The following is a 24,705-nucleotide window of genomic DNA, read 5'->3' on the forward strand; positions in this document are numbered from 1 at the left end:
AATCGGCTGTTTTTTGTCGCGGAAAGGCGTTAGAAGCCGCCCGATGGAATTGAACACGATTGAAAGCCACGACATCGGCACCGCGCCTGAGCGCGAGCCGGTGCATGCCGGGGCGGCGAAAAAGGTCTTCGTCAAGACTTATGGCTGCCAGATGAATGTCTACGATTCCCAGCGTATGACCGATGCGCTGGCGGCCGACGGCTATGTCGCCACCGACGCCGTCGAAGACGCCGATCTGGTGCTGCTCAACACCTGCCACATCCGCGAGAAGGCGGCCGAAAAGGTCTATTCGGAGCTTGGCCGCATCCGCGACATGAAGGCCGAGCGCGCCGAGACCGGCCGTGAGCTGCTGATCGGCGTCGCCGGCTGCGTGGCGCAGGCCGAAGGGGCGGAAATCATACGCCGTGCGCCGGCCGTCGATCTCGTCATCGGCCCGCAGACCTATCACCGGCTGCCCGACGTGCTGGCGAGGGTGCGCGGCGGCGAGAAGATCGTCGAGACCGACTACGCCATTGAGGACAAATTCGAGCATCTGCCGCAGCCGAAGCGCGCCGAGCTGGCAAAGCGCGGCGTCACCGCTTTCCTTACCGTTCAGGAGGGCTGCGACAAGTTCTGCACCTTCTGCGTCGTGCCCTATACGCGCGGCTCCGAAGTCTCGCGGCCGGTGGCCCAGATCGTCGCCGAGGCCGAGCGCCTCGCCGAGGCTGGCGTGCGCGAGGTGACGCTGCTCGGTCAGAACGTCAACGCCTGGCACGGCGAGGGCGAAAACGGCGAGGAATGGGGCCTCGGCCGCCTGCTCTTCCGCCTGGCGAAAATTCCCGGCCTGGCGCGGCTGCGCTACACCACCAGCCATCCGCGCGACATGGATGATGAATTGATCGCCGCGCACCGTGACCTGCCGGCCTTGATGCCCTATCTGCATTTACCAGTGCAGTCTGGCTCCGACCGGATACTGAAGGCGATGAACCGCAGGCATACGGCACGCGATTATCTGGCGCTCATCGATCGCATCCGCGCCGCCCGCGGCGATATCGCCATGTCCGGCGACTTCATCGTCGGTTTCCCCGGCGAGACGGAAGCGGATTTCGAGGCAACGCTCGAACTGGTGCGCGAGGTGAATTACGCTTCGGCCTTCACGTTCAAATATTCGCCGCGTCCCGGCACGCCGGGCGCCGAGATGGACGGCCATGTGTCGGAAGCCGTGAAGGACGAGCGGCTGCAGCGCCTGCAGGCGCTAGTCAACGAGCAGCAGAAGGCATTCATCGCCAGCCTGGTCGGCAGCACCGTCAGCACGCTGATCGAGAAGCCCGGCCGCCATGCCGGTCAGATCGTCGGCCGCTCGCCCTGGCTGCAGCCTGTTATTGTTGACGACAAGGCCGGCGGAATCGGTGACATTATCGACGTACGAATCACGAAGACAGGTCCCAACAGCCTGTTCGCCGAGTTGGCCTGATGCATGTCGCCCAAAAAGTGCTCGCGGTTTCGGGACAACGACATGCATAGCCACAAGCCTCGGCAGATGAGGAGAGACGGTTGAGCGCTGCTGAACTGAAGAATCCGCCCCAGAACCAGGCATCCGGGGCCTCCGACATGGCGCACATCGTACTGACCTTCGACAACAACAAGCTTGCCAGCGCCCTATACGGCCAGTTCGACGAGAATCTGGCCCGTCTCGAGCAGAAGCTCGGCGTCGATATCCGTTCGCGCGGTAACCAGCTTGCGATCAAGGGCACGGCTTCGGCCGCCGAGCAGGCGCGCCGCGCGCTCGACACGCTCTACGGCATTCTGCAGAAGGGTGTCGATATCGGCCAGTCCGACGTCGACGGCGCCGTGCGCATGGCGATCGCCGCCGACGACCAGCTGACGCTGCCCACCATGGAGCGCAAGGGCAAGGTTTCGGCCGCCCAGATCGCCACGCGCAAGCGCACGATCTATGCCCGCTCGCTCAACCAGGACGCCTATATGCGCGCGCTGGAGCGCTCCGAAATGGTCTTCGGCATCGGCCCGGCCGGCACAGGCAAGACATATCTGGCGGTGGCCCATGCGGCGATGCTGCTCGAGCGCGGCATGGTCGAGCGCATCGTGCTGTCGCGCCCGGCGGTCGAGGCCGGCGAGCGGCTCGGCTTCCTGCCCGGCGACATGAAGGAGAAGGTCGACCCCTATCTGCGGCCCCTCTACGACGCGCTATACGACATGATGCCGGCCGACAAGGTCGAGCGGGCGATCGCCGCCGAGGTCATCGAGATCGCGCCTTTAGCGTTCATGCGCGGCCGCACACTGGCGCATGCCGCGGTGATCCTCGACGAGGCGCAGAACACCACGCCAATGCAGATGAAGATGTTCCTCACCCGTCTCGGCGAGAACTCGCGCATGATCGTCACCGGCGATCCGACCCAGATCGACCTGCCGCCCAACACCAAGTCGGGCCTGGTCGAGGCGCTGCGCATCCTCGACGGCGTGCCGGGCATCGTCACCGTCCGCTTCAACGAGGGTGATGTCGTGCGCCATCCGCTGGTTGCCGAGATCGTCAAGGCCTATGACCGGGACGGCAAGTTCGCCAGGGGCCTCGGCGCCGAAAGCTGACCCAGGCCCCATGGCTGAAAATCCGGGATCCAGCGGCAAGACGCCGGTCGACATCGATATTTTCGTCGAGGCCGGCGACTGGCCCCCTGAGGCCGAGCTGGCGCGCCTGGTCGATCAGGCCGTCGCTGCCGCCTTTGCCGAAACCGGCGCGAGCGGCGCTTCGGAGCTCAGCGTCGTTTTTTCCGACGACGCCCATATCCGCACTCTCAACGCCGAATGGCGCGGCAAGGACAAGCCGACCAACGTACTGTCTTTCCCGGCTTTTTCCGTTCCGAAAGGCGCCGAGTTGCCGCCGATGCTGGGCGACATCGTGCTTGCTTCCGAGACCGTTGCACGTGAGGCCGCACTGGAAGACAAGCCGCTGGCGAACCATATCACCCATCTCGTCATCCATGGCCTGCTGCATCTTCTGGGCCATGATCACGAGACCGACGCCGAGGCCGAGGAGATGGAAGTGATCGAGCGCGCGGCGCTTGCGAGGCTTGCCATTCCCGATCCCTACGCGTAACAAAAAAGACCAATTGACCTGATGGCGATGAACGATAAACCAGAAACTGCCGCCCGTCCGGACGCCGGCAGTGCGGCCAAGCCTTCCGAAAAATCGGAAGAGGGCTCCAGTCCGAGTATTCCGACCGGCAGCGTGGCCGCCGAGCCTTCGCATGCCGGTCCTTCTCTCTTCGATCGCGTGCTAGGCCTGTTCAGGCACCGCAACGGCACCAACCTGCGCGAGGAGATCGCCGACGCGCTGGCCGAGACGGCCACCGATGCCGAATCCTTCTCGCCCGGCGAACGTGCGATGCTCAACAACATCCTGCGGCTGCGCGAAGTGCGCGTCGAGGACGTCATGGTGCCGCGTGCCGATATCGAGGCGGTCGAGATCACCACCTCGCTTGGCGATCTGCTTGGCCTCTTCGAACAGTCCGGTCATTCCCGCATGCCGGTCTATTCCGAAACGCTCGACGATCCGCGCGGCATGGTCCACATACGCGACGTTCTTGCCCACATCACCAAGGTCGCCCGCGTCAAGAAGGGCCGGGCGAACAGGAACGCCCAGGCGCCGACCATCCTCGATCTGGCCCAGGTCGATCTCGCCCGCACCATCGGCGATCTCGACCTGATCCGGCCGGTGCTGTTCGTGCCGCCATCGATGCTTGCTTCCGACCTGATGGGGCGCATGCAGACGACGCGCACCCAGATGGCGCTGGTCATCGACGAATATGGCGGCACCGACGGCCTCGCCTCGCTCGAGGACATCGTCGAGATGGTGGTCGGCGACATCGAGGACGAGCACGACGACGACGAGCCGATGATCACCCGGATCGGGGAGGGCGTGTTCGTGGTCGACGGCAAGGCCGAGATCGACGAGGTCGCCAAGATGATCGGCGAGGATTTCGCCGCGGGCGAGCACGGTGAATATGTCGACACCATCGGCGGCATGATCTTCAACACGCTCGGCCGGGTTCCGGCCCGTGGCGAAGTGGTGCAGGCCATACCGGGCTTCGAATTCCACGTGCTCGACGCCGATCCGCGCCGCGTCAAGCGGGTGCGCATCGTGCAGAGCCCGAAGGGCGAACGGCAGCGCCGCCGCGCGGCGCGCACCGAGCAGGCCTGATATTCGCTAATGCCGATCGACGACCCGTTCAAGCACGCTGTCCTCGGCTCCGGCGTCTTCTATCAAGATCCCCGCGCGGCTTTGGCCTAGCTTCAGGCGGCGTTCGGCTTCGAGCCGAGCATGCTGGCGAGCGACAGCGACGGGCGACTTGTTCATGCCGCAATGCGGTTCGGCGACGGCTATATCATCGTCGATGGCGAATGGGCCGCGCATATTGCCAGCCCCGCCTCTGTCGGCGGCAAGAACACGCGGTCGGTTTATATCCGATTGAGGGAAGACCTCGGCGCCCATTGCGAGAAAGCGCGCGCCGCGGGGGCAGAAATCGTTGAGGAGCCCATCGATCGTTTCTACGGCGAACGGCAATATCGAGCCCGCGATCCAGAAGGCCATGTCTGGACCTTCACACAGACCGTGCGCATTGTGCCCAAAGAGGAGGCCGAGCGACTGAGCGGCCTCAGCATTGAAGGGTGGCACCGTTAGCGCGACCGTGAATTTGGTTGCGCTCACTCATGTTTGGAGCATCCGGCTCGGCCTGTTAAATCTCTGGCTGCCTGATTCGCGCGACTTGGAAAGTTGAATGCAGCGCTTTGCCGGCCGGATAATTCTGCTGTGGGGGTGGCGGCGGTCGCTGGTAGCGTTTGTCGCGGGAGCGCTCGCGGTTCTCGCCCAGGCGCCTTACGATTTCTTCGCCGTCTGTTTCGTCTCGTTTCCGGTGCTTGTCTGGCTGCTCGACGGCGCCACCGGTGAAGCCTCCGACGGCTGGCTGCGTCGCCTTCGCCCGGCTTTCGCCATCGGCTGGTGGTTCGGCTTCGGCTATTTCCTCGCCGGCCTCTGGTGGATCGGCCAGGCCCTTCTTGTCGAGGCCGACAGCTTCGCTTGGGCGCTGCCCTTCGCCGTCGTCGGCATCCCCTTTGGGCTCGCCTTCTTCTATGGTTTTGCGACGCTCGTGGCGCGGCTTTGCTGGAGCAGTGATATCGGCCGCATCGCCGCACTTGCCTTCGGCTTCGGCCTTGCGGAATGGCTGCGCGATTTCCTGTTCACCGGCTTTCCCTGGAATGCCGTCGGCTATGCCGCAATGCCGGTGCCCCTCCTGATGCAAAGCGTGTCGGTGACGGGCATGATCGGCATGAACGCGCTCGCCGTTTTTGTCTTTTCCCTGCCGGCGCTTGTCGCGGCGCGCCGGCATCTCAGGCTGGGCTTGGCCTTGTTCGTCGCTCTCGTTGCCGCTCACGTCGGCTTCGGCTATTTCAGGCTTGCCGTCCCAGCCCCGCCGGCCACCCGCTCGATCGACGTGCGCATCGTTCAGCCCGCCGTCGACCTCACCGAGAAATGGGATGCCTCGGTGCGCGACCGCATCTTCGCCACGCTGATGGGGATTTCGGCGAAGGCACCGGAGCAAGGCCATGCCAAGCCGCAACTGATCCTGTGGCCGGAAACGTCCGTGCCGTTCCTGTTCACGGAGCGTCCGGACGCGCTGACGGCCTTGGGCGATATGCTGGGCGACGGCCAGATGCTGATCGCCGGCGTCGTGCGCGAGGAGGGTGGCGCAGGCAATGCCGGCAGCCGTTATTACAACTCCGTGGTGGCGATCAACGACAAGGGCGAGATCGTCGATGCTGTCGACAAGGTGCATCTGGTGCCGTTCGGCGAATATCTGCCTTTTGCCGGCCTGTTCGAGCGTTTCGGCATAGGCCAGCTCGTTGCCGGACCGATGAATTTCGCCGCCGGCAACGAACGCCATCCGATCGCGGTGCCGAACGGCCTGCGCGCCGTTCCGTTCATCTGTTACGAGGTCATCTTTCCTGACCTCGTTGCAATCGACGCAGCGTCATCCGAGCTTATTGTGAACGTCACCAACGACGCCTGGTTTGGCGACACGCCAGGCCCCTACCAGCACTTCAGGCAGGCGCAGATTCGTGCGGTGGAGAATGGAGTGCCTTTGTTGCGTGCGGCCAACAACGGCATCTCCGCCGTTGTCGATTCGCGTGGGCGCATCGTCGATGCCCTGGCAGTCGATGCGCGCGGCGCCATCGACGCCCATGTGCCGGTTTCCGGGCGCGCCCTGCTAACCGCCGATCAGCGGCGAATTAACGGATTGCTGATCATGTTGCTGTTTGCCCTCGCGGCCCTCACATTGAATGTAAGGCAGCGGCTACGGGTGAATTGACAGTCGGCACATTAGAAACTCATACTGTAACGCCTAAAATTTTCTCGAAGTCGGTTGGAGGGGTCTGTTGGGGCAGGTGGCTCCGGTTTCGTTTGGGCGGCAAAAATAGAAAAAGCCGGAAAAATTCGGCGAGGAAAAAATGACAGAAGAGAACAAGAAGAAGCCGAATCCGATCGACATTCATGTCGGCAGTCGTATTCGGCTGCGTCGCAATATGCTTGGAATGAGCCAGGAAAAGCTGGGTGAAAATCTCGGCATCACGTTTCAGCAGATACAGAAGTACGAAAAGGGGACCAACAGGGTCGGCGCCAGCCGCCTGCAGGCAATCGCCTCCATCCTGAGCGTCCCTGTCGCCTTCTTCTTCGAGGACGCCCCGGGTCAGGAGGCCGTCGCCGGCAATCGGGGATTTGCCGAGGATGCCTCGATGACTTTCGCGATCGAATTCTGCGGCAGCCCGGAAGGGCTTCAGCTCAATCGTGCCTTCGTCAAAATTCCCGACGTCAAGGTGCGGCGCCGGATTATCGATCTTGTGAAGTCCCTTTCGCCGGACGACGCCGAGTGAATCCAGGCTCATGTCGCCGGCGGTGCCCTGCCGCCGGTGGCACAAGTTGATTGTGCCGATAGTCATGCCAGATCTGTCGCGCCGCTTGACGAGCGGCGCCCGGCACCGCTAACACGTGGCGCGCCAAAATCGGCAGCCTTGCCGATCCTTTTCAAGAGGGGACACCCGTGACGCGGCAGAACTATCTCTTCACCTCGGAATCCGTCTCCGAAGGCCATCCCGACAAAGTCTGTGACCGTATCTCCGACGAGATCGTCGATCTCGTCTATCGCGAGGCCAGGAAGACGGGCATGGACCCGTGGAAGGTGCGCGTTGCCTGCGAGACGCTGGCCACCACCAACCGCGTCGTCATCGCCGGCGAGGTCAGGGTTCCCGAGACGCTGCTGAAGAAGGACAAGGCAGGCAACATCCTCAAGGATGCGGCGGGCCACCCGGTCGTCAATCCGACCAAGTTCAAATCGGTCGCCCGCAAGGCCATCCGTGAGATCGGCTACGAGCAGGCTGGCTTCCACTGGAGGACGGCCAAGATCGAGGTGCTGCTGCACGGCCAGTCGCCGGACATTGGCCAGGGCGTCGACAATGCCGCCGACCGCCAGGGCGAGGAAGGCGCGGGCGACCAGGGCATCATGTTCGGCTATGCCTGCCGCGAGACGCCGGACCTGATGCCGGCGCCGATCTACTACAGCCACAAGATCCTCGAATTGCTTGCCGCCGCGCGCCACGAAGGCAACGGCGAGGCCGCCAAGCTCGGCCCGGACGCCAAGAGCCAGGTCACCGTGCGCTATGCCAACGGCAAGGCGGCGGAAGTGACGCAGATCGTGCTTTCCACCCAGCACCTCGACTCGAGCTGGGATTCGAAGAAGGTCCGCAATGTCGTCGAGCCTTACGTCCGCGAGGCGCTTGGCGAACTCAAGGTCGCCGACGACTGCAACTGGTACATCAACCCGACCGGCAAGTTCGTGATCGGCGGGCCCGACGGCGATGCCGGCCTGACCGGCCGCAAGATCATCGTCGATACCTATGGCGGTGCTGCGCCCCATGGCGGCGGCGCCTTCTCCGGCAAGGACACCACCAAGGTCGACCGTTCGGCTGCTTATGCGGCGCGCTATCTCGCCAAGAACGTGGTAGCGGCCAAGCTCGCCGACCGCTGCACCATCCAGCTTTCCTACGCCATCGGCGTCGCCCAGCCCCTGTCGGTCTATGTTGACCTGCACGGCACCGGCAGGGTCGACGAGGCCAGGCTCGAGGAGGCGCTGCGCAAGGTGATGGACCTCTCGCCTTCCGGCATCCGCCGTCATCTCGACCTCAACAAGCCGATCTACGCGAAAACCTCGTCCTATGGCCATTTCGGCCGCAAGGCCGGCCGGGACGGTTCCTTCTCCTGGGAGAAGACGGACCTTGCCAAGGCGCTCAAGGACGCGGTTGCCGATGCGATTGCCGCCTGACGGCGTCGCCAGACCTGTTCATGGAGCCAACCAAGAGGCCAAGCCGCGCGACCGAAGGATTTTTCGGCCGCCGGCACGGCAAGACCATTCGTCCGCAGCAGGCCGAGGCGCTTGAACGTGGCTTGCGCGCCTATCGCCTCGACCTGACGGCGGAGGCACCCGCGGACCTTGGAACGCTGTTCAAGGCGGACGTTTCAGCCTGTTGGCTCGAGATCGGCTTCGGCGGCGGCGAACATCTTCTGCATCGCGCGACGGAGGCTCCGGCGACCGGTTTCATCGGCGTCGAGCCCTTCGTCAACGGCATGGCCAAGATGATGACGGCGCTCGACAAGCGCCCGCTCGCCAATCTGAGAGTCTATGACGACGACGCCACGCGTCTGCTCGATTGGCTGCCGCCAGCCTCGCTCGACGGCATCGACCTGCTTTATCCCGATCCCTGGCCGAAAAAGAAGCACTGGAAGCGGCGCTTTGTCAGCCCCGCCAATCTCGACCGGTTCGCCCGGGTGCTCAAGCCGGGCGGGAGATTCCGCTTCGCCTCCGATATCGACAGCTATGTGAACTGGACGCTGCTCGCCTGCAGCGCCAATGGCAGTTTCGCCTGGCAGGCAAACGAGGCTGCCGACTGGCACACGCCCTATGAGGGCTGGCCCGGCACCCGCTACGAGGCAAAGGCCCTTCGCGAGGGAAGGCGGCCCGCCTATCTGACCTTTATTCGGAAGTAGGCCGGACGCTATCGAGCACTAACTTCCCAGGGACCGGTAACCAGCCGCTCAGCAGCGGGGGGACCGCTTGCCAAAGCGGTCTTCCGGTCGCAGAGAACTCGGCTTGCGGCCGGCTTGGACGGTTGATGTATTGCAGTTCGCGCTACATGCTGCCATGTTAACGGCAGGGAGATTAACTATGGCCGCCACAGTGGAACGTAAGGAATACCCTATCTCGATGCGCCTGCCGGAGGCGGACGTGGCGATCATTGATCGTGCCGCCGCTCTCCGCGGCCGGTCCCGCACGGATTTCGTGCGCGATGCTGCCGTGCGCGCGGCCGAAGATGTGTTGATGGACAGCCGCCTTATCCGCATGAGCCCGGAAGGCTTCGCGGAGTTTATGGAGGTTCTGTCAGCCCCGGTCGCTCCGGTTCCCGACATGGTGGAATTGGCAAAGCGGCCCGCGCCCTGGGAAGCCGGTCACGCAGCAAAGCGCTAGGCCGTGTCCTTATCGGCTCCCGAACCGCTTGGCGCAGCTCACGACGTTTCCGGGTTTTCCTGCGGGAAAACTACACTTGATCACTGGCTGAAAACGCGCGCGCTCTCCAATCAGGAGAAAGGCTTCATGGCCGTTCTCGTTGTCCACGAGGCCGGCCGAGTGGTCGGATATTATGGCTTGGCGCCGACGGCTGTGGTGCCGTCGATCTTGCCCCGGTCGATCCGCACAGGGCAACGCCCGATCCGGTGCCCTGTCTCCTCCTTGGCCAGCTTGCGACCGATACAGAATGGGCTGGGCGCGGTGTCGGCACTGGCTTGCTGAAGCACGCGCTTCAGCGCTGCGTTCAGGCTGCAGATCTGATTGGAGGACGTGCGCTCATGGTCAATGCAATCGACGGGGAGGCGGCGCAATTCTGGCAAAGGCGGGGATTTCTTCCGACGAAGGACGATCCGCTTGTCTTGTTCCGTTCGATTGCTGCAATCGCTGCGTCGCTCGTAGAAGCCCAGAAGTAGGGGCGAGGGCTGCCTCTCGAAGAAGCCGCGACCGTCAACGAATTCTGCGCCTCGAGGCTTAAGCTCGAACTCAGCTATTGTCCGTTTCTTCCGTGGGCGGCCTAAAAGCGGCCGAGCTTGTCGAAAGCGGCCGGGTCGATGCCGAGTTTCTTCAGGTCGCTGCGCCGCGGCTTGCGGTTCGCCTCGACGGCCCGCGATGCGGCAGCCGCGCTGCCGAACGTGCCAAGAAAATCGCCAATCACAAAAAACAATCCACGGTCCATGACAACTACCTCCGCGCCAGTGCGCGCGACCTTTCTTTCTGCACTGCAACATAGATGGGTGCCGGCAGGCGAAGATTACAGAGGCGCCGGCGCATAGCCGCCATGCTCGCCACGCAACGCTGCTACCCCCCGGGGCTTGTCCGATGCATGGTCAGGCTTGAAACGCCGGGCGGGATCGTTTATATCAGCCTCAAATTCTTGGTCGGTATGACGAAGAGTGGGTCCACCCGGTCCCGCTCTTTTTTGTTACCTGCCGGCCGGAGCGACAAGGCGACAGGAAACTTATGACCGCAGCGGCAAGCGAGGCCGACGACCGTATCATCCGCGAAAGCGGTATCGATGCGCGCATTGCGCTGATCATACAGCCGGTGCTGAAGGCCATCGGCTTCCGCCTCGTGCGGGTGCAACTCACCGGCCAGAACGGGCTGACGCTGCAAATCATGGCCGAGCGCGACGACGGCACCATGACCGTCGAGGATTGCGAAGAGGTCAGCCGCGCGGTTTCGCCCGCGCTCGATGTCGAAGATCCGATCGAAAAGGCGTATCATCTCGAAGTCTCGTCGCCGGGCATCGACCGGCCGCTGGTGCGCAAATCGGATTTCACCACCTGGACCGGCCATCTGGTCAAGATGGAGACGTCGGTCCTCATCGGCGACCGCAAGCGCTTCAAAGGCAAGATCGCCGAGGCGGACTCCGACGGCATTTTGCTGGAGCGCGACAAGGCGGCCTATGGCGAAGAGCCGACGGTACGCGTGCCCTATGACGCGATTGCCGAGGCGCGCCTGGTGCTGACCGACGATCTTATCCGCGAGGCCCTGTCAAAGGACAACAGGGCCCGCAAGGAAGCAAAAAAACGCCGAGGCGAAGCGGAAGAAGATGCAGTCGCCGGCGAAGAAAACGAAACCGAACAGGAAAGTTGATCGAGCTTCAGGGCCGATGCCCGGAGCGAAGTCGGGAGAAAGACAATGGTTGTAAGCGCCAACAGGCTCGAACTGCTGCAGATCGCCGATGCGGTCGCGCGTGAAAAGTCGATCGATAAGCAGATCGTCATCGCCGCGATGGCCGATGCGATCCAGAAGGCGGCGCGTTCGCGTTATGGGCAGGAAACCAATATCCGTGCCGACATCAATCCCAATACGGGCGAGATGAAGCTGCAGCGGCTGATGGAAGTGGTCGAGAAGGTCGAGGATTACGCGACGCAGATCGCCCTTTCCACGGCGCGCGAGCGCAATCCCGACGCCCAGCTCGGCGACTTCATCGCCGAACAGCTGCCGCCGATGGATTTCGGCCGCATCGCCGCGCAGTCGGCCAAGCAGGTCATCGTCCAGAAGGTGCGCGAGGCCGAACGCGATCGTCAGTATGACGAGTACAAGGACCGCATCGGCGAGATCGTCAACGGCACCGTCAAACGCGTCGAATATGGCAACGTCATCGTCGACCTCGGCCGCGGCGAGGCGATCATCCGCCGCGACGAGCTGATCCCGCGCGAGAACTACAAATATGGCGACCGCGTCCGCGCCTATGTCTACGACGTGCGCCGCGAGCAGCGCGGCCCGCAGATCTTCCTGTCGCGCACGCATCCGCAGTTCATGGCCAAGCTCTTCACCATGGAAGTGCCGGAAATCTACGACGGCATCATCGAGATCAAGTCGGTCGCCCGCGATCCGGGCTCGCGCGCCAAGATCGCCGTCATCTCGCGGGATTCCTCCATCGATCCGGTCGGCGCCTGCGTCGGCATGCGCGGCAGCCGCGTCCAGGCGGTGGTCGGCGAATTGCAGGGCGAGAAGATCGATATCATTCCGTGGTCGCCTTCGGCCGCTTCCTTCATCGTCAATGCGCTGCAGCCGGCGGAAGTCGCCAAGGTGGTGCTCGACGAGGATGCCGAGCGCATCGAGGTGGTCGTGCCGGACGACCAGCTGTCGCTGGCCATCGGCCGCCGCGGCCAGAACGTGCGTCTTGCCTCGCAGCTCACCGGCTGGGACATCGACATCCTGACCGAGCAGGAAGAGAGCGAGCGCCGCCAGAAGGAATTCGTCGAGCGTTCGGCCCTCTTCATGGAAGCCCTCGATGTCGACGAGATGGTCGGCCAGGTGCTTGCCTCGGAAGGCTTCACCAGCGTCGAGGAAGTCGCCTATGTCGATTCTGGCGAAATCTCCTCGATCGACGGCTTCGACGAGGACACCGCTTCGGAAATCCAGTCGCGCGCCCGCGAATATCTGGAGAAGATCGAGGCCGAGCACGACGAGAAGCGCAAGGCGCTCGGCGTCGAGGACGAGCTGCGCGAGATCCCCGGCATCACCACGGCCATGATGGTGACCCTCGGCGAGGACGGCGTGAAGACGATCGAGGACTTCGCCGGCTATGCCGCCGACGACCTGATCGGCTGGAAGGAACGCAAGGACGGCGAGACCAAGGTCTATCCCGGTGTGCTCGCCGATCACGGCGTCTCGCGCGCCGATGCCGAGCAGATGGTGCTGACCGCTCGCAAGAAGGCCGGCTGGATTTCCGAGGAAGAACTGGCCGCTGAGGAAGCGGCCGGTGAAACCGTCGGTGCGTGAGGTGACCACCAATCGCAAAACCCGTGGACGACATGAACGATCGCACTTGCATCGTCACGCGCAGGCAGGCCGAAGCGGATGAACTGATCCGCTTCGTCGTCGGCCCGGATTCGGCCGTCGTTCCGGACATCAAGCGAAATCTGCCCGGCCGCGGTTGCTGGGTCACCGCCGATCGCCTACATATCGACAAGGCAGCGGCGAAGAACCTGTTTGCCCGCGCTTTCAAGGCGCAGGTCACCGTTCCAGCCGAACTCGGCGACATGGTCGACGGGCTGCTTTCCAGATCCGCCCTGGGCATGTTGGGTCTTGCTCGCAAGGCCGGAGCGGTCGTACTGGGCGCCGCCAAGGTAGAGGCTGCCGTGCGCGACGGGCAGGCGCTCTTCGTGCTGCACGCGAAGGAAGCCTCGGACGACGGCGTGCGCAAGATCAGTCAGGCGCGGCGGGCAACCGTTCATCTCGGCGGCCCCGCTACACCGGCCTACAAACTTTTCCCCGAAGCCGAGTTGAGCTTGGCATTGGGGGGTACAAATGTGATACATGCTGCCGTCCTCGCGCAGGATGCGGGTAAGGCGGTTGAGAAGCGCATGGTTGCGCTCGACCGTTATCGGGGCGGAACCCCGGACGATTTGGCAATGCTTGCGGCCGTTGCTGACGATGATGATGCCGCAGAGGATATGGAATGAGCGATACGAAATCGGGCGACGACAAGACGTTGAGCGTTACGCCGAAGAAGACCTTGACGCTGAAGCGCCCTGGCCTCGAGCAGGGCACCGTGCGCCAGAATTTCTCGCACGGACGCACCAAGTCGGTCGTGGTCGAGACCAAGAAGCGCAAGTTCTCGCTGCCCGGCGACAAGCCGGAGCCGGTGGCGCCGTCCGTCTTCACCCCGAAGCCCGCAGCCGTGGCACCCGCGCCTGCCGTGCCGGAAGCGCCGAAGGCGCCGCCGCAGCCGGAACGCTCCGGCATGGTGCTGAACGAATTGTCGCGCGGTGAGATGGAAGCGCGCCGCAGGGCGCTCGAAGGCTCGAAGGCGCGTGAGATCGAGGATCGTCAGCGCGCCCAGGAAGAGGCCAAGCGCCGCGCCGAGGAGGAAGAGCGCCGCAAGCGCGAGCGTGAGGAGTCCGCCCGCCGTCAGGCCGAAGAAGAGGCACGTCTGCAAACCGAGGCCGAGTCCCGCCGCCGCGCCGAGGAAGAAGCGCGCCGCCGCGCCCCGCAAGCCGCCGAGCTGGCCACGGCCGACGAGGAAGAGGAGGTCAAGCCGCGGCGCCCTGGTGGTGCCGGCGCCGGAGCGCCTGTGCGCCGTCTGGTCACGCCGGAAGTCGCGCGGCCGGCCAAGCCGACCAAGGGCGAGGAAGACCGTCGCCGCGGCAAGCTGACGCTGAACACCGCGCTGTCGGATGAAGATGCGCGCGGCCGCTCGCTGTCGTCGATGCGCCGCCGCCAGGAAAAATTCAAGCGCGCGATGCACAACGAGCCGCGCGAGAAAGTCATGCGCGAAGTGATCCTGCCCGAAACCATCACCATCCAGGAACTGGCGCAGCGCATGTCCGAGCGCGCCGTGGACGTGGTCAAGTTCTTCATGAAGCAGGGCCAGATCTTGAAGCCGGGCGACGTCATCGACGCCGATACGGCCGAGCTGGTCGCTTCCGAATTCGGCCATACGGTCCGCCGCGTCGCCGAGTCCGACATCGAGGAAGGCCTGTTCAACATCGCCGACCGCCCGGAAGACCTGGTGTCGCGTCCGCCCGTGGTGACCATCATGGGCCACGTCGACCACGGCAAGACCTCGCTGCTCGACGCCATCCGCAACGCCAATGTCGTCTCAGGCGAGGCCGGCGGCATCACCCAGCATATCGGCGCCTACCAGATCGAGAAGAACGGTCAGAAGATCACCTTCATCGACACGCCCGGCCACGCCGCCTTCACGGCGATGCGCGCTCGCGGCGCCCAGGTGACCGACATCGCCGTGCTGGTGGTGGCGGCCGACGACAGCGTCATGCCGCAGACGATCGAATCGATCAATCACGCCAAGGCGGCCGGCGTGCCGATCATCGTGGCGATCACCAAGATCGACAAGCGTGACGCCGACCCGCAGAAGGTGCGCACTGAACTGCTGCGCCACGAAGTGTTCGTGGAATCGATGGGCGGTGAGGTGCTGGACGTCGAGGTTTCGGCGACCAAGGGCACCAATCTCGACAAGCTGCTGGAAGCGATTCTGCTGCAAGCCGAAGTCCTCGACCTCAAGGCCAATCCCGACCGCACCGCCGAAGGCGCGGTCATCGAGGCGCAGCTGGACAAGGGCCGCGGTCCGGTCGCCACCGTGCTGGTGCAGACCGGCACGCTGATGCCCGGCGACATCATCGTCGCCGGCAACGAATGGGGCCGTGTCCGCGCGCTGGTCAACGATCGCGGCGAGCATGTGCCGGAAGCGCCGCCGGCAATGCCGGTCGAGGTGCTCGGCCTCCAGGGCACGCCGCAGGCAGGCGACCGCTTCGCGGTCGTCAACAACGAGGCGCGTGCGCGTGAGATCACCGAGTATCGCCAGCGCCTGGCGCGCGAGAAGGCGGTGGCCAAGCATGCCGGCCAGCGCGGCTCGCTCGAGCAGATGATGTCGCAGTTGCAAGCGAGCGGGCTGAAGGAGTTTCCGCTGGTCATCAAGGGCGACGTGCAGGGCTCGATCGAAGCGATCAACGCTGCGCTCGAAAAGCTCGGCAACGACGAGGTCAGGGTACGGATCGTCCATTCGGGTGCCGGCGGCATCACAGAAACCGACGTCTCGCTTGCCGAGACCTCGGGCGCTGCGATCATCGGCTTCAACGTCCGCGCCAATGCGCAGGCGCGCACGGCTGCTGCCGCTGCCGGCATCGAGATCCGCTACTATTCGATCATCTACAACCTCGTCGATGACGTGAAGGCAGCTCTTTCCGGCATGCTCTCGCCCGAGCGGCGCGAGACCTTCATCGGCAATGCCGAGATCCTCGAGATCTTCGACATCTCGAAGGTCGGCAAGATCGCCGGCTGCCGCGTCACCGAAGGCAAGGTCGAGCGTGGCGCGGGCGTGCGCCTGATCCGCGACAACGTCGTCGTCCACGAAGGCACGCTGAAAACGCTGAAGCGCTTCAAGGACGAGGTTTCGGAAGTGCCGGGCGGTCAGGAATGCGGCATGGCCTTCCAGAACTACGAGGACATGCGCGTCGGCGATGTCATCGAGTGCTTCCGCGTCGAGATGGTGAGCCGGACGCTCTAATTTCGGATATACTTGCCGGAGTTCACCGGGCGGCGGCCGCAAGGCTGCCGCCCGAGATCCTTGTTTCGTAGTTGAGACATGTGGCGCGGTCCCATCCCGCGCTTCACGATTTCAGGACTGAAGAAAAATGTCCCGTTCGACAACATCAGGCCCCTCCCAGCGCATGCTGCGCGTCGGCGAGCAGGTGCGTCACGCCCTATCCGAGACCCTGCAGCGCGGCGAAATCATCGACCCGTTGATCGAGAACAGCGTCGTCTCGGTCTCGGAAGTACGCATGTCGCCCGACCTCAAGATCGCCACCGCCTTCGTTTCACCGCTTGGTGTCGGCGACACCGATGCCGTGGTCGGGGCGCTCAACAGGCATGCGAAATTCATTCGCGGCCGCGTCTCGGGCGCGCTCAGGCAGATGAAGTACATGCCCGAGTTTCGCTTCCGGCTCGATACGTCTTTCGACAATTTCGCCAGGATCAACGAATTGCTGAAATCGCCCGAGGTCGCGCGCGATCTCGACCACCAGAATAAAAACAACGACAAGGACGAGGAATAGGTGGCGCGCCGCGGCAAGAAAAAGGGCCGGCCGGTCTCCGGCTGGGTGGTGCTGGACAAGCCGGTCGGCATGGGCTCGACCGAAGCCGTCTCCAAGATCAAATGGCTGTTCCAAGCGGAGAAGGCCGGCCATGCCGGCACGCTCGACCCGTTGGCTTCCGGCATGCTGCCGATCGCGCTCGGCGAGGCGACCAAGACCGTGCCTTACGTGCAGGATGGCGCCAAGGTCTACCGCTTCACCGTCGCCTGGGGCGAGGAGCGGTCGACCGACGACCTCGAAGGGCCGGTGACGAACAGCTCGGACCGCCGCCCGGCCGAGGCCGAGGTGCGGGCGCTGCTGCCGAAATACACCGGCGTCATCATGCAGACGCCGCCGCAATTTTCTGCCGTCAAGATTGCCGGCGAGCGCGCCTACGATCTTGCCCGCGACGGCGAGACGGTCGACATTCCCGCCCGCGAGATCGAAATCGGCCGTTTGGACATCGTCGAGCATGGTGTCGATAGAACCGTCTTCGAGGTCGAGTGCGGCAAGGGCACCTATGTGCGCTCGCTGGCGCGCGACATGGGTCGCGATCTGGGCTGCTTCGGCCACATCTCCGAGTTGCGCCGCGTCGAGGTCGAGCCGTTCACGGCGGACGATTTCGTCACCGTCGCCGAGCTCGAAGCGGCGCGCTTCGGCGGCAAGACGGATGAGAATTCGGACGAAGAAGCCGAGGTGTCGGTCGATTTCGGCGCCATCGATGCGCTGCTGGTCGAGACCGCCGCAGCACTTGACTGCTTGCCGCAGGTCGCCGTCAGCGACGACGCCGCGACCAAGATCCGCCTCGGCAATCCCGTCATCATTCGAGGGCGCGACGCGCCGGTCGAGGCCGAGGAGGCCTGTGCCACGGCGCGCGGCAAGCTCGTCGCCATCGGCGCCATCGAACAGGGCATGTTCAAGCCCAAGCGGGTCTTTGCCGGTTGACGGCACTCGGCTAGTTTCGGCTCGCAGTTCCAGGAAAACGTGTAACGGTTCTCGTCGGAATTGCATGAAAGCCGACGGTTAGAGCAGCGATCTGCTATGACGTCGCGCCCCAGGGGAGCTCATGGCCCAGAGGAATCATGGCCCAGAGGATTATGGCCCAGAGGATTGTGGCAATGGCTGAGACCGTCGGAAAGCGGGCGCCGCTGAAAATCCGCCGGCCGCCGGTCGGCGCTTCGCCCGGCACCTTGATCGCCGATCCGGCGGCGCGGCGCAGCGAGCTTCGGCTGACGTTGATCTCGCCGGAGAAATACAAAACCATCGACAATGCCAGCATCGACGAGCTCAACACCCATTGCGACCGCTGGCCGGTCGTCTGGCTTGATTGCACGGGGCTCGCGAACATCCCGCTGATCGAAGAGATCGGCCGGATTTTCGACCTTCATCCGCTGGCGCTCGAGGATGTCGTCAACACCGGCCAGCGGCCGAAGGTGGATTTCTTCGAGGACCACGCCTTCGTCGTCATGCGCATGATCGACGATGTCGCCGCGCATCGCTACGAGCAGATCGCGGTGTTCTTCGGCGAGAATTTCGTCGTCACCTTTCAGGAGCGCGAGGGCGACCCGTTCGATCCAGTGCGCAAGCGCATCGCGGCTCCCATGCCCAACCGGCTGCGCTCGCGCGGCGCCGACTATCTCGCCTATGCGCTGATCGACGCCATCGTCGACAGCTATTTCCCGCCGATCGAGACGGTGAGCGAATTGGTCGACGGCATCGAAGACCAGATGCTCAGCACGCCCCACAAGCAGCAGATGCGGCAGTTGCACGAATTGCGGCGCGACGCCAACGTGCTGAAGGGCGTGCTGTGGCCGATGCGCGACGCGCTGGCGACGCTGATCCGCAACGACGTGCTCTTCGTGAAGGCCGAGACCAAGATATTCTTCAACGACACGCTCGACCATGCGCTGCGGCTGATCGAGCTGGTCGAGACTCAGCGCGACATGCTGACCGGCTTGATCGAAATGCATCTGTCGCTGACCCAGGCACGCACCAACGACGTCATCTCCTATCTGACCATCGTCTCGGTGATCTTCATGCCGCTCACCTTCCTCGTCGGTGTCTGGGGCATGAACTTCGACCCGGATAGCTCGCCCTGGAACATGCCGGAGCTCAAGGCCTACTACGGCTACCCGGCGGCACTTTTGTTCATGCTGGTCGTTGCTGCTGGGCTCGTCGCCTTCTTCAAATGGAAGAAGTGGCTGTAGCAGCAGAACCCTCTGTTTTTGCGGCAGGACATGCGACAAGCCGGCTTGACAATTAGGCTGGTGTTTTGCGGGAAATTGCACTATATGCGCGGCAGCTTCGCGCCCTGACGCGCTGCTTGCACCGGCCCCTGCTGGACGACATCCCGGCTGAGGGCGTCCCGTTTCCTCGAACAGATAAGGAAAAACACGATGTCGATTACTGCCGATCGCAAAAAAGAACTGATGGCCGAATTCGCGACCGCGAAGGGCGATACCGGGTCCCCGGAAGTCCAGGTTGCCATCCTTTCCGAGCGCATCAAGAACCTGACGGAGCACTTCAAGGACCACAAGAAGGATAACCATTCCCGCCGTGGTTTGCTTGCTCTCGTTTCCCAGCGCCGCAGCCTGCTTGATTACCTCAAGCGCAAGGATGACACGCGCTATCAGACGCTGATCGACAAGCTCGGTCTCCGTCGCTGACGAATTGACCGGCGGGCTCTCTGCGGAGAGCCCGCCGGTCGCGCATTGGCGGACCGGTCGCTCCGCTGCCCGATGCTGGAGTGGAGCGCGCCGCGCGCTCTCGAAATTCGCATCGCGCATGGCGCGTCTCGGAAACAGGGGTTTCCGGCGTCGTGCGCAAAAGGCCGGCCGACCGGTCGGCCAGACCCGGTTCCGGAAGCGCAAAGGGCCGTTCGGAACCGCCCATGGACGGTCATGGGGCAGGATTGCAGGATGCTCGCTCGGCAATCGCCACCTGTCGAGCTTCCCGTTGTCTTGCCCGTGGCTGCCCGAAGGAAGCCAGGGAAGGGATGCTCCGCGACCGTTGAGACGGCGCGGCCCTTTCCGCACATGAAGGACAAGATATGTTCAATCAACACAAAGTGGAAATCGAATGGGGCGGCCGTCCGCTCATCCTGGAAACCGGGAAGATCGCTCGCCAGGCTGACGGCGCGGTGCTCGCCACCTACGGCGAGACCGTGGTTCTCGCCACCGTCGTTTCGATGAAGGAGCCGAAGCCCGGCCTCGATTTCTTCCCGCTCACCGTCAACTACCAGGAAAAGACCTATGCCGCCGGCAAGATTCCGGGCGGCTACTTCAAGCGCGAGGGCCGTCCGAGCGAGAAGGAAACGCTGGTTTCCCGCCTGATCGACCGACCGATCCGTCCGCTGTTTGCTGACGGCTACAAGAACGACACCCAGATCGTCGTCACCGTCGTCCAGCACGATCTCGAGAACGATCCGGACATCCTGTCGATCGTCGCTACCTCGGCCGCGCTCACGCTGTCCGGCGTGCCCTTCATGGGCCCGATCGGGGGCGCCCGCGTCGGCTACATCAACGGCGAGTATGTGCTCAATCCGCATATCGACGAGATGGAGGAATCGAGGCTCGACCTCGTCGTCGCCGGCACCGCCGACGCCGTGCTGATGGTCGAATCCGAGGCCAAGGAGCTCAGCGAGGAGCTCATGCTCGGCGCCGTCGTGTTCGGTCACAAGAGCTTCCAGCCGGTGATCGACGCCATCATCAAGCTGGCCGAGGTCGCCGCCAAGGATCCGCGCGACTTCACCGCGCCGGACCATTCGCAGCTCGAAGGCGAGATGCTGAAGGTTGTCGGCGACGAACTTCGCGACGCCTACAAGATCATCGAGAAGCAGTCCCGCTACGCGGCCGTCGACGCCGTCAAGGCGAAGGTCAAGGCCGCGTTCACGCCGGCCGAAGGCGAGGATCCGAAATACTCCTCGGAGCAGATCGCAAGCGTCTTCAAGGAGCTCCAGGCCAAGGTCGTACGCTGGAACATCCTGGACACCGGCTCGCGCATCGACGGCCGCGACCTGAAGACCGTGCGCAAGATCGTCGCCGAAGTTGGCGTCCTGCCGCGTACCCATGGTTCGGCGCTGTTCACCCGCGGCGAGACTCAGGCGCTGGTCGTTGCCACGCTCGGCACCGGCGAGGATGAGCAGTTCGTCGATTCGCTGATCGGCATGTACAAGGAGAAGTTCCTCCTCCACTACAACTTCCCGCCCTATTCGGTTGGCGAAACCGGCCGCATGGGCTCGCCGGGCCGCCGCGAGATCGGCCACGGCAAGCTTGCCTGGCGCGCGATCCACCCGATGCTGCCTTCGGCGGACCAGTTCCCGTACACGCTGCGCGTCGTCTCGGAGATCACCGAGTCGAACGGCTCGTCCTCGATGGCGACGGTCTGCGGCACCTCGCTGGCGCTGATGGATGCCGGCGTGCCGATCGCCAAGCCTGTGGCCGGCATCGCCATGGGCCTGATCAAGGAAGGCGAGCGCTTCGCGGTGCTCTCCGACATCCTTGGCGACGAGGATCATCTCGGCGACATGGACTTCAAGGTCGCCGGCACCGCCAACGGCGTCACCTCGCTGCAGATGGACATCAAGATCGATGGCATCACCGAGGAGATCATGGGCATCGCGCTCGGCCAGGCCAAGGAAGGCCGGCTGCACATCCTGGGCGAGATGGCGCATGCCATATCTTCCTCGCGCGCCGAGCTCGGCGAATTCGCGCCGCGCATCGAGGTCATGCACATCCCGACCGACAAGATCCGCGACGTCATCGGCTCCGGCGGCAAGGTGATCCGCGAGATCGTCGAGAAGACCGGCGCCAAGATCAACATCGAGGATGACGGCACGGTCAAGATCGCGTCGGCCAACGCCAAGGAGATCGAGGCGGCGAAGAAGTGGATCCACACCATCGTGGCCGAGCCGGAAGTCGGCGAGATCTATGAAGGTACCGTCGTCAAGACGGCCGACTTCGGCGCCTTCGTCAACTTCTTCGGCCCGCGCGACGGCCTCGTCCACATCTCGCAGCTCGCCAATGAGCGCGTCGCCAAGACCTCCGACGTCGTCAAGGAAGGCGATAAGGTTTGGGTCAAGCTGATGGGCTTCGACGAGCGCGGCAAGGTGCGCCTGTCGATGAAGGTCGTCGACCAGGCGACCGGCAAGGAAATCGTTCAGGAAAAGAAGAAGCCGGAAGGCGAGGAAGACGCCGCCTGATCGGCCTGACCGCATGATTGAGACGGGCGCGCTGCAAGGTCGCGCCCGTTTCTATTTCAAGCGCCCTTCAAGGGTAGGTGAATGGCCGCTGAGCCGCTGAAGACGCTGTTCTATCCATTTGAGGCCGAAGCGCTGCCTTGGCCGCGAAGCGATGCCCGGCTCCTCTTTCTTGGCGCTGAGCCTGGTTTCCGTTTGCCCGGCGGCGTCGCTGCGGCGCTGCATCTCGTGCAAGGCTTTCGGCCGCATTTTCGTGCTCTGCAGGCAGCCGGCTATTCGGTCACGCCGAGGGCGGAACGCTCGGCCTTCGATGCTGCCCTTGTGCTGGCCGGCCGGCATCGCGGCCAGAACGAGCTGCGCATCGCCGAAGCCATCGAGCGCGTCGCGCCCGGCGGATTGATCGTCGTCGCCGGCGGCAAGGAAGACGGCATCGATAGCCTGCGCAAGCGCGTGGGCGCGCTGGCGCCGCTCGAAGCCCACCTGCCGAAGCATCACGGCGTCGCCTTCTGGTTCCGCCAGGCCGGCATGGATGCGGCCCGGGCGCTTCGCGCCGCCAACCCTAATCTGATCGTCGAAGGCCGCTTCCGCACCGCGCCCGGCATGTTCTCCTTCGATCGGGTCGACGCAGGATCGAAGCTTCTGCTGGACAGCCTGCCGCAGGGGCTTGCGGGCAATGTCGCCGATTTCTGTGCCGGCTGGGGCTATCTGGCGGCCGAAGTGATGGAACGCTCGACAGGGCTGTCCGGTCTCGACCTCTACGAAGCGGATTTCGAGGCCCTGCAGGCGGCAAAGGCCAATATCCGCGCAACCGCAGTCGAGCCGCGCTTCTTCTGGACCGATCTGCTGACCGAAACGGTCGAGCGAGGTTACGACGCGATCGTCATGAACCCGCCCTTCCACAGCGGCAGGGCTGCCGACCCGGGCATCGGCGCTGGCATGATCCGCGCGGCGTCGAAGGCGCTGAAACCAGGTGGACGCCTGTTCATGGTGGCGAACCGGCAGTTGCCTTACGAACAGGTGCTGGCGGGAGCCTTCTCCAGCCACGCCGAGGTTGCGCGCGATGGCATGTTCAAGGTGTTTTCGGCGCGGCGTTAAAAGCAATTCCAGGAAAAGCGCGTGAGACGGTTTTCCGTCCCGTGATTGCTTGAGGAAAAGAACGCAGCGCCCTACTGCAGGCTGACGAGGCGTGCCGGCTCGCGCCTGGCATGGACAGGGCGCAACGCGCCGAGCTCGATCTCGAGTGGCGCGGGGCGGCCGAACAGATAACCCTGCACCACCTCGCAACCGGCGGCTCTCAGCAGCGTCGCCTGGTTCTCGGTCTCGACGCCTTCGGCGATGATGCCGACGCCGAGCGCCCGCGATAGCCCGACGATGGTCGAGACGACAGCGCCCGAGCTGGAATCGGTATCGATGCGGCTGACGAAGGAGCGGTCGATCTTCAGCTTGCCGAACGAGAAGTCGATCAGATAGCTCAGGTTGGAATAGCCGGTGCCGAAATCGTCGACGGCGACCGAGATGCCCATCTCGGCGAGTTGCCGCAGGATGACGGCCGCGCGGTCGCGGTCCTGCATCATCGCCGTTTCGGTGACTTCGAGTTCCAGCCGCGACGGCTTGATGCCGGTCGATGCCATGGTCTGGCGCACGATGCCGACGAAGTCCCTGGTCATGAACTGGACCGGCGAGATGTTGACGGCGACGAAGCAATCCTCCGGCAGGTACTGGGCGTCGCTGCAAGCCTTGCGCAGCACCCATTCGCCGATCGGGTTGATCATGCCGGTTTCCTCGGCGATCGGAATGAATTCCATCGGCGGGATCATGCCGCGTTCCGGATGCTTCCACCGGATCAGCGCTTCATAGCCGACGACGCGGCCGCCCTGGAGGTCGAATTGCGGCTGGTAGTGGAGGCTGAAGTCGCCGCGGTCGAAGGCGGTTTTCAGCTCCGATTCAATCCATTGCCGGTGGTCCGCAACGCGGCCCATGTCGGCGTGGAAGACCGACCAGTTGCCGATGCCGCTTGCGCGCGCATTCTGCAGCGCCAGGTTTGAGCGGCGAAGGATGAGCACCGGATCGACGCCGTCCTTCGGCATCGCCACGATACCGACGGACATGCTGACCGACTGCAGATGCGTCTGGAGCTGGTAGGGCTCCATCATGCGGTTGATGAATGTTTCGAGGAACCGTTCGAGATATCCCCGGATCTCACGGTCCGGCAAGAGCACGGCGAATTCGCCGGCGCCGAGCCGCCCGATCACGGCATCCTCCGGCATGCTCTCCTTCAGCCTTTTGGTGAAGGCGCGGATCAGCTCGTCGCCATGACTGTAGCCGATGGCGTCGTTGATCTGCTTGAAGCGGTCGATGTCGATATCGATCAGATAGATCGGTTCGCCGGTCTCCAGCGTTTCCGCTGCCGCCGCTGCGACCTTTCCGACGATCGCCTGGCGCGTCAGCAGGCCGGTCATCTTGTCGAAATGGGTTTCCTTGAAGACGTATTCGGCCGATTCATCGATGCCTGCGAAGAATGACATCGCGGCGCCGCCGGCGGAAAGGGCACAGAGCGCGGCGATGATACCCGCCATCGTCCCGGCAGACATGCCGGCTAGGCCGTCGCCGAAGCCGAAGCGCAACCCCCAGAGTCCGAGGATAAAACTGCCCATGGCCGAGCTGGCGATGGTGATCAGCCGGAACAGCGGTGTTCGCTTCGGGTTGCTGACTGCAGACATGCAAGGTCCCTGAACTACAGGGCCGTTTAGCGGATACCTCCTTAAAATGGGTTTCCGCCAATGCCTCCAATTTT

General features: G+C 63.8%; 22 protein-coding genes and 1 pseudogene. 21 read left to right on the forward strand and 2 right to left on the reverse strand.

Going from position 1 to position 24,705, the window contains the following annotated elements:
• Positions 1–43: 43 nt before the first annotated feature.
• The 11 genes and pseudogenes from miaB (at position 44) to CK224_RS19605 (ending at position 10,081) form a co-directional block, all read left to right on the forward strand.
• Positions 44–1,453, forward strand: a complete 1,410-nt coding sequence (gene miaB / locus CK224_RS19555; RefSeq protein WP_095782885.1) for a tRNA (N6-isopentenyl adenosine(37)-C2)-methylthiotransferase MiaB — start codon at positions 44–46, stop codon at positions 1,451–1,453.
• Between the two features lie 137 nt (positions 1,454–1,590).
• A complete protein-coding gene (locus CK224_RS19560) occupies positions 1,591–2,583 on the forward strand; it encodes a PhoH family protein (protein ID WP_245299624.1) in 993 nt (330 codons plus the stop codon).
• A 10-nt stretch (positions 2,584–2,593) separates the two neighbouring features.
• Positions 2,594–3,091, forward strand: a complete 498-nt coding sequence (gene ybeY, locus CK224_RS19565) for an rRNA maturation RNase YbeY (RefSeq protein WP_095782886.1) — start codon at positions 2,594–2,596, stop codon at positions 3,089–3,091.
• Positions 3,092–3,118: 27 nt separating this feature from the next.
• The gene (locus CK224_RS19570; RefSeq protein ID WP_095783117.1) at positions 3,119–4,195 is read left to right on the forward strand and encodes a hemolysin family protein; all 1,077 of its coding nucleotides are present in this window, start codon (positions 3,119–3,121) and stop codon (positions 4,193–4,195) included.
• Positions 4,196–4,315: 120 nt separating this feature from the next.
• Positions 4,316–4,675 (forward strand): VOC family protein, encoded by a 360-nt coding sequence (locus CK224_RS19575; RefSeq protein WP_245426015.1) that lies wholly within the window; start codon positions 4,316–4,318, stop codon positions 4,673–4,675.
• 97 nt (positions 4,676–4,772) lie between these two features.
• A complete protein-coding gene (gene lnt, locus CK224_RS19580; protein ID WP_066996322.1) occupies positions 4,773–6,362 on the forward strand; it encodes an apolipoprotein N-acyltransferase in 1,590 nt (529 codons plus the stop codon).
• 139 nt (positions 6,363–6,501) lie between these two features.
• Entirely contained in the window at positions 6,502–6,924 is a 423-nt protein-coding gene (locus CK224_RS19585; RefSeq protein ID WP_066996325.1) for a helix-turn-helix transcriptional regulator, read from the forward strand.
• A 167-nt stretch (positions 6,925–7,091) separates the two neighbouring features.
• A complete protein-coding gene (gene metK, locus CK224_RS19590) occupies positions 7,092–8,369 on the forward strand; it encodes a methionine adenosyltransferase (RefSeq protein WP_066996328.1) in 1,278 nt (425 codons plus the stop codon).
• A gap of 20 nt (positions 8,370–8,389) precedes the next feature.
• Positions 8,390–9,091, forward strand: coding sequence for a tRNA (guanosine(46)-N(7))-methyltransferase TrmB (locus CK224_RS19595; RefSeq protein WP_095782887.1), 702 nt, complete (start codon positions 8,390–8,392; stop codon positions 9,089–9,091).
• Between the two features lie 178 nt (positions 9,092–9,269).
• Complete coding sequence (locus CK224_RS19600; protein ID WP_095782888.1) at positions 9,270–9,569, forward strand: DUF1778 domain-containing protein; 300 nt, start codon at positions 9,270–9,272, stop codon at positions 9,567–9,569.
• Between the two features lie 3 nt (positions 9,570–9,572).
• Positions 9,573–10,081, forward strand: a pseudogene (locus CK224_RS19605) (GNAT family N-acetyltransferase).
• A 101-nt stretch (positions 10,082–10,182) separates the two neighbouring features.
• Here the strand turns inward: CK224_RS19605 and CK224_RS31345 are convergent.
• Positions 10,183–10,344 carry a hypothetical protein gene (locus CK224_RS31345; RefSeq protein WP_095777504.1) on the reverse strand — a complete coding sequence of 54 codons (162 nt, stop codon included), beginning with the start codon at positions 10,342–10,344 and terminating at the stop codon, positions 10,183–10,185.
• Between the two features lie 284 nt (positions 10,345–10,628).
• Here CK224_RS31345 and rimP point away from each other — a divergent pair, with 284 nt between their 5' ends.
• The 10 genes from rimP (at position 10,629) to CK224_RS19660 (ending at position 23,006) form a co-directional block, all read left to right on the forward strand.
• Positions 10,629–11,264 carry a ribosome maturation factor RimP gene (gene rimP / locus CK224_RS19615; RefSeq protein WP_095782889.1) on the forward strand — a complete coding sequence of 212 codons (636 nt, stop codon included), beginning with the start codon at positions 10,629–10,631 and terminating at the stop codon, positions 11,262–11,264.
• Positions 11,265–11,309: 45 nt separating this feature from the next.
• Positions 11,310–12,902: a transcription termination factor NusA gene (gene nusA, locus CK224_RS19620; RefSeq protein WP_066996346.1), complete on the forward strand. Its 1,593-nt coding sequence runs from the start codon at positions 11,310–11,312 to the stop codon at positions 12,900–12,902.
• Positions 12,903–12,934: 32 nt separating this feature from the next.
• Entirely contained in the window at positions 12,935–13,585 is a 651-nt protein-coding gene (locus CK224_RS19625) for an RNA-binding protein (protein ID WP_082980511.1), read from the forward strand.
• Positions 13,582–16,149: a translation initiation factor IF-2 gene (infB, locus tag CK224_RS19630; protein WP_095782890.1), complete on the forward strand. Its 2,568-nt coding sequence runs from the start codon at positions 13,582–13,584 to the stop codon at positions 16,147–16,149. Before CK224_RS19625 ends, infB begins: the two co-directional genes overlap by 4 nt.
• Before the next feature lie 127 nt (positions 16,150–16,276).
• On the forward strand, positions 16,277–16,696 hold the full coding sequence (gene rbfA, locus CK224_RS19635; protein WP_066996355.1) for a 30S ribosome-binding factor RbfA: 420 nt from the start codon (positions 16,277–16,279) through the stop codon (positions 16,694–16,696).
• Entirely contained in the window at positions 16,697–17,659 is a 963-nt protein-coding gene (gene truB, locus CK224_RS19640) for a tRNA pseudouridine(55) synthase TruB (RefSeq protein WP_095777499.1), read from the forward strand.
• A 167-nt stretch (positions 17,660–17,826) separates the two neighbouring features.
• The gene (corA, locus tag CK224_RS19645; RefSeq protein ID WP_095783118.1) at positions 17,827–18,921 is read left to right on the forward strand and encodes a magnesium/cobalt transporter CorA; all 1,095 of its coding nucleotides are present in this window, start codon (positions 17,827–17,829) and stop codon (positions 18,919–18,921) included.
• A gap of 147 nt (positions 18,922–19,068) precedes the next feature.
• Complete coding sequence (gene rpsO, locus CK224_RS19650) at positions 19,069–19,380, forward strand: 30S ribosomal protein S15 (RefSeq protein WP_275955123.1); 312 nt, start codon at positions 19,069–19,071, stop codon at positions 19,378–19,380.
• A 383-nt stretch (positions 19,381–19,763) separates the two neighbouring features.
• A complete protein-coding gene (pnp, locus tag CK224_RS19655) occupies positions 19,764–21,914 on the forward strand; it encodes a polyribonucleotide nucleotidyltransferase (protein ID WP_095782891.1) in 2,151 nt (716 codons plus the stop codon).
• Between the two features lie 81 nt (positions 21,915–21,995).
• A complete protein-coding gene (locus CK224_RS19660) occupies positions 21,996–23,006 on the forward strand; it encodes a class I SAM-dependent methyltransferase (protein ID WP_095782892.1) in 1,011 nt (336 codons plus the stop codon).
• Positions 23,007–23,077: 71 nt separating this feature from the next.
• Here the strand turns inward: CK224_RS19660 and CK224_RS19665 are convergent, their stop codons facing one another.
• Positions 23,078–24,631, reverse strand: a complete 1,554-nt coding sequence (locus CK224_RS19665) for a bifunctional diguanylate cyclase/phosphodiesterase (RefSeq protein WP_095777497.1) — start codon at positions 24,629–24,631, stop codon at positions 23,078–23,080.
• Between the last annotated feature and the right edge of the window lie 74 nt (positions 24,632–24,705).

The sequence above is a fragment of the Mesorhizobium sp. WSM3862 genome, from assembly GCF_002294985.1.
Taxonomy (GTDB): domain Bacteria; phylum Pseudomonadota; class Alphaproteobacteria; order Rhizobiales; family Rhizobiaceae; genus Mesorhizobium.